The sequence below is a fragment of the Azospirillum halopraeferens DSM 3675 genome (assembly GCF_000429625.1).
Lineage (GTDB): Bacteria > Pseudomonadota > Alphaproteobacteria > Azospirillales > Azospirillaceae > Azospirillum > Azospirillum halopraeferens.
The window spans coordinates 49,917-63,918 of sequence record NZ_AUCF01000013.1 but is presented as its reverse complement, the minus strand read 5'-3'; the positions used below and the strand labels follow the sequence as shown (position 1 = coordinate 63,918).

Here is a 14,002-nt window from a genome sequence, read left to right as displayed (position 1 = left end):
CCGGCGATGGCTGCCCTGGTCCGCCCCGTTCTCGTCCTTCTGGTGGCCATGGCCATGATGATGGCCGGCACCGGCACGCTGGGCACCCTGCTCAGCGTGCGCATGTCCGACGCCGCACAGCCGCCGCTGGCCATCGGCGTCGTCATGGCCGGCTATTTCGCGGGGCTGACCATCGGGTCGCTGCGCGCCTTCACGTTGATCCGCGCGGTCGGGCACATCCGTGCCTTCAGCGCGCTGGCCGCCATCCTGGCGGCGGCGACGCTGGGCCACTCGATCAGCGGCAACCTGGTGCTGTGGGGCGTGCTGCGGCTGATCGCCGGCTTCTGCATGGCCGGGCTGTTCGTCTGCGTCGAAAGCTGGCTGAACCACAACGCCACGGCGCAGACCCGCGGGCAGATCCTGTCCTTCTACATGATCAGCGTCTACGGCGGGCAAGGCGGCGGGCAGTTCCTGCTGAACCTGCAGGACGAGACCGGGCGGCTGCTCTACACCATCATCGCCATAGTGCTGGCCCTGGCCCTGGTGCCGGTGGCGCTGACCCGCCAGACGCCGCCTCAGTTGCCGAACGTGCGGTCGTTCGGGTTCGCCCGCCTCTACGCGGCCTCGCCGCTGGGCGTCTTCGGCACCCTGATCAGCGGTCTGGTCACCGGCGCGCTCTACAGCCTGGCGCCGGCCTACGCCCGCCAGCTCGGCTACGACACCGCCGACACCGCGCTGTTCATGAGTGCTGCCATCCTCGGGGGCGTGCTGCTGCAATGGCCGCTGGGCCGCCTGTCGGACGTGTTCGACCGGCGCAAGGTGCTGGTGGTCCTGTTCGCCGCCCTGGTGGCGGTCAGCGCGGCCATGGCGCTGGCCGGCGGCATCGGCTTCGCGTGGCTGCTGGTGCTGGTGTCGCTGTTCGGCGGCATCACCTTCGCCCTCTATCCCCTGTGCGTCGCCCACACCAACGACCACCTGGATCCCGCCGACATGGTGTCGGCCAGCGGCGGCCTGGTGCTGGGCTATTCCATCGGTGCCACCGCCGGCCCGTTCGGCGCGTCCATCGCCATGACGCTTGCCGGGCCGCCGGGTCTGTTCCTGTTCTGCGCCATCGTCGCCGTCGCTTCCGTCGCGTTCGGCCTGTGGCGGATGGCCGCCCGCGACCCTGTCCCGGCGGAGCGGCAGGGGCCGTTCCATGTGCTGACCCGTACCACGCCGGTCGCCGCCCCCCTGGACCCGCGGAGCGCTCCCGAGGAAGAGGACCCTGCACCCAACACCTCCGCAAATACCGGATCAAAGTCTTAGAAAAAGGATTTTTGGCCTTTAAATAGGCTCGCCTCTTCCCCGTTTGTGGTGGTTCTGCCCCTTTTGGGATAAAAGGCTTCAAATCCCCGTCCGGCTTTGGTAGTGTGATCTCCGAATCGGGCATGACTTGCCCGTTCCGGCGCCACTCCGGCGTCCATTGTGCGCTGTCGGCGCTTCGCCGGTCGCCAACTGGAAGGAGGAATACCGGAACCGATCATTGGTTTCCTTTAATTCTGGACTCACGGATCTTCCATCCCGGCGGATGCGGAGTCGGTACATCCTGTTTGGCGTGAGCCTTTGTTTGATTGGCTCGGCCGGAAGAACTATGCGGGACTTCGTGGCGCCGCGACCGCTCGTGCGCGCCGCATTGGGACTCCGGTCCTCAGCCGTGCCCGGCGGCCCGCTTTTTCGAACCAACTGATGACACACAGCCGGGGCCGTCGGGGGGCTCCGGAGCCGGACCCGTTCCGGCCGAGGGAAAGCGACTGCGAATGGCCATTCAAATCGCCGCCAGGGGCGTCACCAAGATCTTCGGCAACCGGCCGGACACCGCGCTTGCCATGCTGGCCGACGGGCTGGGGCGCGACGAGATCTTCGCGCGGACCGGCATGACCGTCGGTGTCCACGACGCCAGCTTCGATGTGGAGGCGGGGGAGATCTTCGTCGTCATGGGGCTTTCGGGGTCCGGCAAATCGACGCTGATCCGCCTGCTGAACCGCCTGATCGACGCCACGTCCGGCGAGATCCTGATCGACGGCCGCGACATCAACCGCATGGACCGGAACGAGTTGATCGATCTGCGCCGGCGCCGCATGGGCATGGTGTTCCAGAGCTTCGCGCTGATGCCCCACCTGCGGGTCTGGCAGAACGCCGCCTTCGGGCTGGACGTCGCCGGCGTCGACGCCCGCACCCGGCGCGACCGGGCGCAGGCGGCGCTGGAGGCGGTGGGGCTGGGCGCCCACGCCGAAAGCTGGCCGCACGAGCTGTCGGGCGGCATGCAGCAGCGGGTCGGGCTGGCCCGGGCGCTGGCCAACGAACCCGCCGTGCTGCTGATGGACGAGGCGTTCTCGGCGCTGGATCCGCTGATCCGCACGGAAATGCAGGACGAGCTGCTGCGCCTGCAGGCGGAGCGCCAGCGGACCATCGTCTTCATCAGCCACGACCTGGACGAGGCGATCCGCATCGGCGACCGCCTGGCCATCATGGAGGGCGGGCGGATCGTGCAGATCGGCCGTCCCGACGAGATCCTGAAGAACCCGGCCAACGACTACGTCCGCTCGTTCTTCCGCAACATCGATGTCACCAAGTGCCTGACGGCCGGTGACATCGCCCGCGGTGACCAGGTGACGCTGATCCGCCACACCGGCGAGGGACCGCGCGCCGCGGTCCGCCAGCTTCGTGAACGCGACCGGGAGTTCGGCTACGTCCGCGACGGCAAGCGGCGGTTCCACGGTGTGGTGTCGGTGGAATCCCTGCTGGCCGCCATCGACCGGGGCAACGGCGGGGCGACGCTGGACGACGCCCTGCTGCCGGGGGTCGAGCCGCTGCCCGCCGCCATGGCGATGGAGGAGGTGCTGACCCGCCTGACCGCGGCGCCCTATCCCCTGCCGGTGGTGGACGAGGCGGGCGCCTATGTCGGGGCGATCTCCAAGACCGCCTATCTGGAAACCCTGGGACGGACACGCTGAGCCATGGACTTCCGCATTCCTCTCGGCGACTGGGCCGAGGCCGTCGTCTCCTTCCTGCTGACGCACGGGCAGGGGGTGTTCGACGCCATCGACACCGTGGTGGGGGCGCTGGCCGACGGCGTCCAGACCATGCTGTCGTCGATGCCGGGCCTGGCACTGGCCGGTCTGATCGTGTTCATCGGCTTCTGGCGCCTGGGTTGGCGCTTCGCTCTGTTCGCGGCGGCCTCGCTGCTGCTGGTCGCCGGTCTGGGATTGTGGAAGCAGACGGTGGACACGCTCGCCCTGGTGCTGACCGCCACCGGGCTGGCCCTGGCCATCGGCCTGCCGCTCGGCATCTGGGCGGCGCGCAGCGACCGGGTGGAGACGGCGGTACGGCCGATCCTCGACCTGATGCAGACCATGCCGGCCTTCGTCTACCTGATCCCGGCGGCGATGTTCTTCGGGCTGGGGCGGGTGCCCGGCACCTTCGCCACGATCATCTTCGCCATGCCGCCGGCGGTGCGGCTCACCAGCCTGGGGATACGGCAGGTGCCGCGCGAACTGGTGGAGGCGGGCATCGCCTTCGGCTGCACCGGGCGCCAGCTCCTGTTCAAGGTGCAGATGCCGACGGCCCTGCCGTCGATCATGGCCGGCGTCAACCAGACCATCATGCTGTCCCTGTCGATGGTGGTGATCGCCTCGATGATCGGAGCGGGCGGGCTGGGCAACGAGGTGCTGCGCGGCATCCAGCGCCTCGACATCGGCCTCGGCTTCGAGAGCGGGCTGGCGGTGGTGATCCTCGCCGTCCTGCTGGACCGCATCACCCAGAGTTTCGGTACCGGCCGCGTGCGGCCGAGCCTGCGCGAGCGGCTTGGCCTGGCCGGGCGACCGATCCCGACGGCCGTTTCCCGGCCGACCGCCGGCGGTGTCACGCCGGCGCGGTGACCCCGGCCGTTATTCAATTCCGAACAAGGAGAGCGCTATGCGACGTGGATTTCTCAGGATGCTGGCCATCGGCGCCGCGGTGGTGGTCGGAGCGGCCCTGACCGCCGCGCCGGCATCGGCCGCCGACCCCCGCGGACCGGTGCGGATCGGCTGGACCGCCTGGTCCGACGCCGAGGCGGTGACCAAGCTGGCCGAGAAGATCATCAGGGAGCGTCTGGACACCGACGTGGAACTGGTGCTCGCCGATATCGGCCTGCAGTACCAGGGCCTGGCCAAGGGCGATCTGGATTTCATGATGATGTCCTGGCTGCCGCTGACCCACGGCGCCTATCTGGAGAAGGTCGGCGGCGACATCGTGCCGCTGGGCATCCTCTACACCCGCGCCCGCCTGGGCTGGGCGGTGCCGGCCTATGTGCCCGAGGACCAGGTGAAGACCATCGCCGACCTGAAGAAGCCCGAGGTGCGCGACAAGCTGCGCGGGCGCATCCAGGGCATCGACCCCGGCGCCGGCCTGATGCAGGCGTCGGAGAAGGCCATGGACGCCTACGACCTGGACCGTTACGAGCTGGTGTCGGCCAGCGGTGCCGCCATGACGGCGGCGCTGAGCCGCGCCGTGGACCGCAACGACTGGATCGTCGTGACGGCGTGGAGCCCGCACTGGAAGTTCGCCAAGTGGGACCTGCGCTATCTGGAGGACCCCGAGGGCGTGCTGGGCGGCCTGGAGCGCGTCCATGTCATGGCGCGCCGGAACTTCTACCAGGACCATCCCCGCGTCGCCGAGTTCCTGGCCCGCATGCACCTGCCGCTGGAGGACCTGGAGGCCATCATGCTGGAGGCCAGCAACACCTCGTACGAGCAGGCGGTGGACGCCTATGTCGCCAACAACCCGCAGCGCATCGACTACTGGGTGACCGGCGCGATGCCGCAGTCGTAACGGAAGGGCAGCGCGCCGTTCTCACCACCCCATCCACTTCGCATACTCGTGGACGAAATCCTCCACCACCTGGTCGGCGGTGAAGCGGCGGGGATCGAACTGGCGCTGGAGACCCGCGCGCACGAGGATCTCGGCGCGCGGTTCCCAGCCGTCCCCGCCTTGCATCTCGGGGAAGGCGAAGGTCCACGGCCGGTGGATGCGGCCGCGCACGGTGTAGGAGAATTCCTCCTCGCCGCCGCGCAGCACCGTCAGGGTGGCGTTGTAGGGGTTGGCCTCGATCTCCGCCGTGCGGCCGTGGCGTTCCAGTTCCGCCGCGATGTCGCGGAAGGCGGGGACGACCACGCCGGACAGGAAAGCGGCGACGTCGCCGCGCACCCCGGCGCTGCCGGTGTGCCGGGCCGCCGCCGCAGCCTCCTTGCGGCCGACGATGGCGGACAGGCGGTTGCGCCAGTCGGTGTCGGGCAGGTGGGCGAGCGCACTGCCCGGCGGGCCGCCGCCGTCCGGCAGGACCGCTCCGGCCGGACGGTCCCGGCGCACGCCGCCCAGCCGCTCGGCCCGCAGCCCCACCACCAGGCTGCGGCACATCAGGATCATCACCAGGGAGAACGGCAGGGCGGTGGTGATGGCGGCGGTCTGTAAGGCGTTCAGCCCGCCCGCCACCAGCAGCACCGCCGCCACGACCCCGGCCAGCACGGCCCAGAACACCCGCGTGACGACCGGCGGATCGGGGTCGCCGCCGGATGCGATGATGTCGATGACCAGCGCCCCCGAATCCGCTGAGGTCACGAAGAAGGTCACCACCATCAAGGTGGCGATGGCGGAGGTGAGCGTCGCCAGGGGCAGCCGGTCGAGCATGACGAACAGCGCCGTCGGCACGTTGTCCTCCACCGCCTCCACCATGCCGCCCGTGCCGAACAGCTCCATGTGGATGGCCGTGTCGCCGAACACCACGAACCACACGAAGGTCAGCAGGACGGGCGCCAGGAGCACGCCTGCGACGAACTCGCGGACGGTGCGCCCGCGCGAGACGCGGGCGATGAACATGCCGACGAAGGGCGCCCAGGAGATCCACCAGCCCCAATAGAACATGGTCCAGCTCGCCTGCCATTCGGCTCCCGCGAAGGGCAGGGTGCGCAGGCTGGTGAAGGGCAGGGTCCACAGATAGCGCCCCACGCTCTCCACCCACGCCGCCAGCAGGAACACGGTCGGACCCAGTGCGAACACGAAGACCAGCAGGGCCACCCCGGCCAGCATGTTCAGCTCGCTGAGCCGCCGGATGCCGCGCCCGACGCCGCTGACCGCCGAGGTGGTGGCGACGGCGGTGATGACGGCGATCAGGATAAGCTGGTTGCCGAGCCCCACCTCCATCAGGCCGAGATACTCCAGCCCGCCGTTGATCTGCATGACGCCCAGCCCCAGGGACGTGGCGACGCCGAACAGCGTGCCGAAGATGGCGAAGATGTCGACCGTGTGCCCGGCCCAGCCGTGGATGCGTTCACCCAGAAGCGGGTACAGGGTCGATCGGATGGTCAGCGGCAGGTCGTGGCGGTAGGCGAAATAGGCCAGCGCCAGCCCCACCACGATGTAGATGCCCCAGGCGTGCAGGCCCCAGTGCAGGAAGGCGATGTTCATCGCCTCGCGCGCCGCCTCCACCGAGCGGGATTCGCCGATGCGCGGGTTGGCGAAATGCAGCACCGGCTCCGCCACGCCATAGAAAAGCAGGCCGATCCCCATTCCGGCGCTGAACAGCATGGCGAACCAGGTGGGGTAGCTGAACTCCGGCTCGTCGGCATCCTTGCCCAGCTTCACGCCGGCGTAGGGACTGAGCGGCAGCCACAGGACGAAGACCAGGAAGCCGGCGACCGAAAGAATGTAGAACCACCCGAAGGTTCCGACGATCATGTCCTGCAACGCCGCAATGGCGCCGCCAAGTCGGTCGGGCAGGGCGGCGGCCAGAACCACGAACAACAGGATGATGCCGCCGGCGGTGAACGAGACGGTCTTGTTGATGCGCTCCATGCGGCGTTTCCGAAGGCTGGCCCGATCCCTGGCATGGGGCGGGCGTTCACTGAGGGGCTGCGGGTGACAACGGCCCGAGACCCGCTATGGCACTCGGGGGTGCGACGGATTGCCGCTGCCATGCCCCTTTCGCATACCGCCTGCGAAAAAAGGGTCTGAGTTTCCGGTCGACAGAGCGGCTGCGGCGGCATACATCTCCCTGCATGGTGAGTAAGCACTTACTGACTGAGCAAGCGCAAAAGCCGGGTGCCGGCGGTCAGCGCCTCGACAGCTCCGAACGCCGCGCCGCGATCATCGACGCCACGCTGCCCCTGTTCGCGCAGAAGGGCTTCACGGCGACGACGACGAAGGAGATCGCGCAGGCGGCCGGTGTGTCGGAGGCGCTGATCTTCAAGCACTTCCCGAGCAAGGCGGCGCTCTACGAGGCGATCTTCCGGACTTGCCTGGATGGCGACAAGGAGCTGGAACGCCTGATGGCGCTGCCGCCGTCGGGCGACACGCTGGTGCAACTGGTGCAGGGGCTGGTCTGCCATTTCCTGGTGGACATGCCCACCGATCCGGCCGAGCGCCTGCGCCATCGTCTGTTCCTGCGCAGCTTTCTGGAAGACGGGGAGTTCGCGCGGCTGGCCTACACCTGGGTTGCCGAGGAGGTCCACCCGCTCTTCACCGCGTCGCTGCTCGCCGCGCGGGAGTCGGGCGACATGGTGCCGACGCCGCTGCCCGCCGAGGACGGGCTGTGGCTGGCCGAGCATCTGTGCTCCGCCCTGGCGACCCATTGCCTGCCGGGGCGGCCGGTGGCGCCGCGGAGCTTCGGCCCGCAGTCCGTAGGGGGGGTGACCTGGTTCATCCTGCGCGGGCTGGGGATGACCGACGCCGCGCTGGCCCGCCTGTGCCCCGAAACAAAACAATATGACGACACCGCGGCCGGCTGCTCGCCCACCGCTGATTCGCGAGGATGACCGTGACCATCGACACCCGAATCGACGCCGCTCCCCGGCGGCCCCGTGAGGCGGAGCCCGTGCGCGAGACGGCCCACCCCCACTCCCATCCCCATGCCCCGGCGGCGCCCGCGGCGCGCCCGGCCGGGCGCGTCTCCCGGGTCGTGATCTTCACCGTCGTGCTGATCGTGATCGGCCTGCTGATGGCCGGGATGTACGGCTTCAAGACCTTCCGCGACCAGGCGATCGCCGACTTCTTCGCCGGCAACGTGCCACCGCCCACCCCGGTGTCGGTGACGGCCGCGTCGGTGGAGTCCGTGCCCAAGTACCTGTCCGCCATCGGGACGCTGACGGCCAGCCGCCAGATCTCCGTGGCGTCGGAGGTGGCGGGGCGCGTCATGACCATCCATTTCGATTCCGGTGCCCGCGTCAGCGCCGGGGACCCGCTGGTCCAGCTCAACGACGCGACCGAGCAGGCCGACCTCCAGGCGTACCAGGCGCAGGCCAAGCTCGCCGCCGCCAATCTGGACCGGTCACGCAACCTGCTGCGCAACCAGGTCGGGCCGCAGACCACCGTGGACCAGAACCTGGCCCAGCTCGACGAGGCCAATGCCAACATCAAGCGCACCGAAGCGCTGATCGCCAAGAAGCTGATCCGCGCGCCCTTCGGGGGCGAACTGGGCATCCGCAAGATCAACGCGGGCGACTACATCAACGCCGGCGATCCCATGGTCACGCTGACCGACCTGTCGACGCTGTACGTCAACTTCTCCCTGCCGGAGAACGCGCTGAACCGCATCGACGTGGGGCAGGCGGTGCTGATCGGGTCCGACGCGGCGCCGGGGCGCAGCTTCGAGGCGCGCATCACCACCATCGAGCCGCAGGTGACCACCGATACCCGCGCCATCCAGGTGCAGGCGACCCTGGACAACCAGCAGCGCCATCTTCTGCCCGGCATGTTCGCCAACGTGCGGGTCGTGCTGCCGCCGCAGGCGGACATGGTCGTGGTGCCGGAAACCGCGGTCGACTACACGGTCTACGGTGATTCCGTGTACGTGGTGCACGGCCGCACCGACGCCGAGGGCAAGGAATCGCTGCATGTGGAGCGCGTGCCGGTCAAGGTCGGCGACCGCTTCGAAGGCAAGGTCGAGGTGCTGAGCGGCGTCCGGGCCGGCGACCGCGTGGTCATCTCCGGCCAGATCAAGCTGAACAACGGGGCCGCGGTGGCGATCGCGCAGAACGATCCGCTCGCCATCCCGGCGATGCTGCCGCGCAATTGAGGAATCCGCCGCCATGGCGTTCACCGACATCTTCATCCGCCGGCCGGTGCTGTCGGTCGTCGTCAGCCTGCTGATCCTGCTGGTCGGCGCGCGGGCCCTGTTCGACCTGCCGATCCGCCAGTATCCCGAGCTGAAGAACACCGTCATCACGGTGACGACGCTCTATCCCGGCGCGTCGCCCGACCTGATGCAGGGCTTCATCACCACGCCCATCGAGCAGGCCGTCTCCACCGCCGAGGGCATCGACTACATCACCTCCTCCTCCACCCAGGGGATGAGCGTGGTGACGGCCAACATCCGCCTGAACTTCGACCCCAACATCGCCATGACCGACGTCATGGCGAAGGTCCAGCAGGTGAAGTACCAGCTCCCGCGCGAGGCCAACGACCCCGTCATCCTGAAGTCGACGGGCGAGACGACCTCGATCCTGTACATGGGTTTCGCCAGCCCCGAGCTGTCGGAGGCGGCGATCACCGATTACCTGACCCGCGTGGTGCAGCCGGTGCTGTCCACCGTTCCGGGCGTGTCGGAGGCGCAGATCCTGGGCGGCCAGACCTTCGCCATGCGCGTCTGGCTGGATCCGGAGAAGATGGCCGCCCGCGGCATCGCCGCGTCCGACGTGCGCGCCGCCATCCAGTCCAACAACTATCAATCCGCCCCCGGCCAGGCGAAGGGTGTCTTCGTCGTCACCAACATCACGACCAACACCGGCCTGACCGACGTGGAGCAGTTCCGCGACATGGTGGTGAAGGCCAGCGGCACGTCGCTGGTGCGGCTGAAGGACATCGCGACCGTGGAACTGGGCGCCCAGCGCACGGACTCCTCGGTGGCGATGAACGGGCAGCAGGCCATCTTCATCGGCGTCAACTCCACGCCGACCGGCAACCCGCTGAACATCGTGGCAGACATCCGCAAGCTGGTGCCGGAGCTGGAGCGCAACCTGCCGCCGTCGCTGGAGATGGAGATCGTCTACGACAGCACCCGCTTCATCCAGGCGTCCATCGACGAGGTGGTGATGACCCTGGTGGAGGCGGTGGCCATCGTCATCGTGGTGATCTTCCTGTTCCTCGGCTCGGTGCGGGCGGTGATCATCCCGATCGTCACCATCCCGCTGTCGCTCATCGGCGCCGCCACCTTCATGCTGGCGTTCGGCTTCTCGCTGAACCTGCTGACGCTGCTGGCCATGGTGCTGGCCATCGGCCTGGTGGTCGACGACGCCATCGTGGTGGTGGAGAACGTCCACCGCCACCTGGAGGAGGGCAAGAGTCCGGTGCAGGCGTCGCTGATCGGCGCCCGGGAGATCGTCGGGCCGGTCATCTCCATGACCATCACGCTGGCCGCCGTGTATGCCCCGATCGGCTTCCTGGGCGGGCTGACCGGTGCCTTGTTCCGCGAGTTCGCCTTCACCCTGGCCGGGGCGGTCATCATCTCCGGCGTGGTCGCGCTGACCCTGTCGCCGATGATGTGCTCGGTGCTGCTGACGCCGGACATGAACGCCGGCCGTTTCGCCCGCTTCGTGGACCGCAACTTCACGCGGCTGGAGAACTGGTATTCCCGCCGCCTGCACGGCGCCCTGGAACACCGCGCCGCCACCCTGGTCTTCGGCCTGGGCATCCTGCTGTCCGTCGGGTTCCTGTTCGCCAACACCATGGCGGAGCTGGCCCCCGAAGAGGACCAGGGCATCCTGTTCGGCATCACCAAGGCGCCGCAGTACGCCAACCTCGACTACTACGACGCCTACGGAAAGCAGCTCGACTCCATCCTGGCGGAATTCCCGGAGACCGACACGCGCTTCGTCATCAACGGCGCGCCCACACCCACCCAGGGCTTCGCCGGCATGATCCTGAAGCCGTGGGACGAGCGCACCCGCTCGGCCAAGGAGGTCCAGCCGGAGGCCCAGGCGGCGCTGGCGCAGGTGACGGGGGTGAACATCTTCCTGGTGTCGCCGCCGGCCCTGCCGGGCTCGACCGGTGGCCTGCCGGTGCAGATGGTAATCTCCAGCCCCGGCGACTACCGCACCATCTACGACGCCATGGAGCGCATTAAGGCGGCGGCGCAGCAAAGCGGCATGTTCATCATCTCCGACAGCGACCTGCAGTTCAGCAGCCCGTCCTACCGCATGATCGTCGACCGCTCCAAGGCCGCCGACCTCGGCCTCTCCATGGCCAACATCGGCGACACGCTGGGCGTGCTGGTCGGCGGCAACTACGTCAACCGGTTCAACCTGAACGGTCGGTCGTACGAGGTCATTCCGCAGGTGCCGCGCAGCAAGCGCCTGACCCCGGAGGATCTCGCCCAGTACTATGTCCCGGCCACCAACGGCATGCAGATCCCGCTGTCGACCGTGGTCAGCATCGAGACGGAGATCGAGCCCAACGCCCTGTCCAAGTACAACCAGCTTCCCTCGGCCACCTTCTCGGCCGTGCCGATGCCGGGCGTCACCATGGGGCAGGTCGTCGATTTCCTGGAGGACCAGGCGCGCATCCATCTGCCGGCCGGCTTCTCCCACGACTTCCTGTCGGAATCGCGCCAGTACGTCAGCGAGGGCAACCAGCTCATCATCACCTTCGCCTTCGCCATGGTCATCATCTACCTGGTGCTGGCGGCGCAGTTCGAATCGCTGCGCGACCCGCTGGTGATCCTGGTCAGCGTGCCCATGTCGATCTTCGGCGCGCTGCTGCCGCTGTTCCTCGGTCTGGCGACCATGAACATCTACACCCAGGTGGGGCTGGTGACGCTGATCGGCCTGATCTCCAAGCACGGCATCCTGATGGTGGCGTTCGCCCGCGACATGCAGGTGGCCGGCCGGGTCGACCGCCGCACCGCCATCGAACAGGCGGCCCGCGTGCGCCTGCGCGCCATCCTGATGACGACGGCGGCCATGGTGGTGGGCCTGGTGCCGCTGCTGACCGCATCCGGCGCCGGTGCCGCCAGCCGCTTCTCCATCGGTCTGGTCATCGTCGCGGGCATGCTGATCGGCACGCTGTTCACCCTCTTCGTGCTGCCGGCGGTCTACACGGTGCTGGCGAAGGACCACCACGCGGCGGCCACCTCCGACCGCATGGCGGAGATCGCGTCGGTGTCGTGAGGGGTGGCTCTGTGATAAAGGCGCGGCACCCCGATCGTTCGGGAATAGAACCGCCCCTTCGCGCGTTTACGATCGTATCAACGCTTTTTCCGAGGCATGACGATGATGAGGCTCAGTCGGTCGGTGGCGGCCCTGCTCTGCTCCGCACTCCTGGTGACGGGGTGCATGTCGAGCGGCACCGGCGGCGGTTACGGGTATGGCGACGGCGGCGGCAACAAGCAGATGGCGGGCGCCGTGCTGGGCGGCGTCGTCGGCGGCCTTGCCGGATCGCGCTTCGGCGGCGGCACGGGCAAGCTGGTGGCGGTGGGCGTCGGCACCCTGCTGGGTGCGGCGCTGGGCAGTGCGGCCGGCGCGTCCATGGACCGGGCCGATCTCGCCTACGCCCAGCAGGCGGAGCGGACGGCGTACGGCGCCCCCGTCGGCCAGACCATCAGTTGGAACAACCCGCAGAACGGCAACTGGGGCAGCTACACCCCGGTCCGTGACGGCTACGCCTCCGGCGGCCAGTACTGCCGGGAGTTCCAGACCACCGCCTCCATCGGCGGGCGGATGCAGCAGGTCACCGGCACCGCCTGCCAGCAGGCGGACGGGTCCTGGCGCATGGTGCAGTAGGCGGGTCCGGCAACCACCAAAAGAAAAGCCCCTCTCCGGCCGGAGAGGGGCTTTTTCTTATGGAAACGCGCCGGTCGGCCGCTCACTCCGGCCCGGAGGCGTCCCCGTCGGTTTCCGGCGTGCCCATCATGGCGTCGGCAACGAGGCCGGCGTTGGCGCGGATCTTGTCCTCGATGGACTTGGCGGCGTCGGGGTGGGTGCGCAGATAGGTCTTGGCGTTCTCGCGGCCCTGGCCGATGCGGGTGCCGTCGTACGAGAACCAGGCGCCCGACTTCTCCACCACCCCGGCCTGGATGCCGAGGTCGAGCAACTCGCCCACCTTCGACACGCCCTCGCCGTACATGATGTCGAACTCCACCACCCGGAAGGGCGGGGCCATCTTGTTCTTGACCACCTTCACGCGCGTCTGGTTGCCGACCACCGTGTCGCGGTCCTTGATCGCCCCGATGCGCCGGATGTCGAGGCGGACCGACGCGTAGAACTTCAGCGCGTTGCCGCCGGTGGTGGTTTCCGGGTTGCCGAACATGACGCCGATCTTCAGGCGGATCTGGTTGATGAAGATCACCAGGCAGTTCGACTTGGCAATCGAGCCGGTCAGCTTGCGCAACGCCTGGCTCATCAGGCGGGCGTGCAGGCCGACGTGGCTGTCGCCCATCTCGCCTTCAAGCTCGGCCCGCGGGACCAGGGCGGCGACGCTGTCGACCACCAGCACGTCGATGGCGCCCGAGCGCACCAGCGTGTCGGCGATTTCCAGCGCCTGCTCGCCCGCGTCGGGCTGGGAGATCAGCAGTTCATCGATGTTGACGCCCAGCTTGCGGGCGTAGGTCGGGTCGAGCGCGTGCTCGGCGTCCACGAAGGCGCAGGTGCCGCCGTTCTTCTGGGCCTGGGCGATGGCGTGCAGGGCCAGCGTTGTCTTACCCGAGCTTTCCGGTCCGTAGATCTCCACGATGCGGCCGCGCGGCAGCCCGCCGATGCCCAGCGCGATGTCGAGGCCGAGCGAGCCGGTGGAGATCACCTCCGTCTCGACCATGTTCTCACGGGCCCCGAGCTTCATGATCGAGCCCTTGCCGAAGGCACGCTCGATCTGGCTCAGCGCGGCGTCCAGAGCCTTCTGCTTGTCCATGGAATCCTTTTCAACCACACGAAGCTGCGGGGACGTCATAGCGCGTATCCCTTCCTTAGACCACACGGCCGGGCGAACTGCAACGGCCCGATTGTACGCTTTTTGTTCTCAT

At 68.4% G+C, this 14,002-nt stretch carries 10 protein-coding genes; 8 read left to right on the top strand and 2 right to left on the bottom strand.

Translation table 11 applies throughout. The annotated features are described in order from the left end of the window. Positions 1 to 6: 6 nt before the first annotated feature. From G472_RS33090 to G472_RS0113800, 4 genes are all read left to right on the top strand, one after another. Positions 7 to 1,284, top strand: a complete 1,278-nt coding sequence (locus tag G472_RS33090; protein ID WP_051340796.1) for an MFS transporter — start codon at positions 7 to 9, stop codon at positions 1,282 to 1,284. Between the two features lie 491 nt (positions 1,285 to 1,775). Further along, the gene (proV, locus tag G472_RS0113810; RefSeq protein ID WP_029008882.1) at positions 1,776 to 2,972 is read left to right on the top strand and encodes a glycine betaine/L-proline ABC transporter ATP-binding protein ProV; all 1,197 of its coding nucleotides are present in this window, start codon (positions 1,776 to 1,778) and stop codon (positions 2,970 to 2,972) included. Positions 2,973 to 2,975: 3 nt separating this feature from the next. Further along, positions 2,976 to 3,896 (top strand): ABC transporter permease, encoded by a 921-nt coding sequence (locus G472_RS0113805; protein ID WP_029008881.1) that lies wholly within the window; start codon positions 2,976 to 2,978, stop codon positions 3,894 to 3,896. Between the two features lie 37 nt (positions 3,897 to 3,933). Beyond that, positions 3,934 to 4,830, top strand: coding sequence for a glycine betaine ABC transporter substrate-binding protein (locus G472_RS0113800; protein ID WP_245593490.1), 897 nt, complete (start codon positions 3,934 to 3,936; stop codon positions 4,828 to 4,830). Positions 4,831 to 4,851: 21 nt separating this feature from the next. On the opposite strand, the gene G472_RS33085 is transcribed toward G472_RS0113800, so the two are convergent. Continuing rightward, the gene (locus G472_RS33085; protein WP_035692380.1) at positions 4,852 to 6,849 is read right to left on the bottom strand and encodes a BCCT family transporter; all 1,998 of its coding nucleotides are present in this window, start codon (positions 6,847 to 6,849) and stop codon (positions 4,852 to 4,854) included. A 203-nt stretch (positions 6,850 to 7,052) separates the two neighbouring features. Between G472_RS33085 and G472_RS37170 the strand changes: the two genes are divergently transcribed. The 4 genes from G472_RS37170 (at position 7,053) to G472_RS0113775 (ending at position 12,767) form a co-directional block, all read left to right on the top strand. Next, the gene (locus G472_RS37170) at positions 7,053 to 7,808 is read left to right on the top strand and encodes a TetR/AcrR family transcriptional regulator (protein ID WP_051340795.1); all 756 of its coding nucleotides are present in this window, start codon (positions 7,053 to 7,055) and stop codon (positions 7,806 to 7,808) included. A gap of 2 nt (positions 7,809 to 7,810) precedes the next feature. Further along, entirely contained in the window at positions 7,811 to 9,067 is a 1,257-nt protein-coding gene (locus G472_RS33075) for an efflux RND transporter periplasmic adaptor subunit (protein ID WP_245593489.1), read from the top strand. A gap of 13 nt (positions 9,068 to 9,080) precedes the next feature. After that, the gene (locus G472_RS0113780; RefSeq protein WP_029008878.1) at positions 9,081 to 12,155 is read left to right on the top strand and encodes a multidrug efflux RND transporter permease subunit; all 3,075 of its coding nucleotides are present in this window, start codon (positions 9,081 to 9,083) and stop codon (positions 12,153 to 12,155) included. A 105-nt stretch (positions 12,156 to 12,260) separates the two neighbouring features. Continuing rightward, a complete protein-coding gene (locus G472_RS0113775; RefSeq protein WP_029008877.1) occupies positions 12,261 to 12,767 on the top strand; it encodes an RT0821/Lpp0805 family surface protein in 507 nt (168 codons plus the stop codon). Between the two features lie 82 nt (positions 12,768 to 12,849). On the opposite strand, the gene recA is transcribed toward G472_RS0113775, so the two are convergent. Continuing rightward, positions 12,850 to 13,929, bottom strand: coding sequence for a recombinase RecA (recA, locus tag G472_RS0113770; RefSeq protein WP_029008876.1), 1,080 nt, complete (start codon positions 13,927 to 13,929; stop codon positions 12,850 to 12,852). Positions 13,930 to 14,002 lie beyond the last annotated feature (73 nt).

Coding starts and splice junctions, on each gene's coding strand:
- G472_RS0113780 (WP_029008878.1), top strand. CDS start 9,081: ATGGCGTTCACCGACATCTTCATCCGCCGGCCGGTGCTGTCGGTCGTC.
- G472_RS33085 (WP_035692380.1), bottom strand. CDS start 6,849: ATGGAGCGCATCAACAAGACCGTCTCGTTCACCGCCGGCGGCATCATC.
- G472_RS0113805 (WP_029008881.1), top strand. CDS start 2,976: ATGGACTTCCGCATTCCTCTCGGCGACTGGGCCGAGGCCGTCGTCTCC.
- proV (WP_029008882.1), top strand. CDS start 1,776: ATGGCCATTCAAATCGCCGCCAGGGGCGTCACCAAGATCTTCGGCAAC.
- G472_RS37170 (WP_051340795.1), top strand. CDS start 7,053: ATGGTGAGTAAGCACTTACTGACTGAGCAAGCGCAAAAGCCGGGTGCC.
- G472_RS0113775 (WP_029008877.1), top strand. CDS start 12,261: ATGAGGCTCAGTCGGTCGGTGGCGGCCCTGCTCTGCTCCGCACTCCTG.
- G472_RS33090 (WP_051340796.1), top strand. CDS start 7: ATGGCTGCCCTGGTCCGCCCCGTTCTCGTCCTTCTGGTGGCCATGGCC.
- G472_RS0113800 (WP_245593490.1), top strand. CDS start 3,934: ATGCGACGTGGATTTCTCAGGATGCTGGCCATCGGCGCCGCGGTGGTG.
- recA (WP_029008876.1), bottom strand. CDS start 13,929: ATGACGTCCCCGCAGCTTCGTGTGGTTGAAAAGGATTCCATGGACAAG.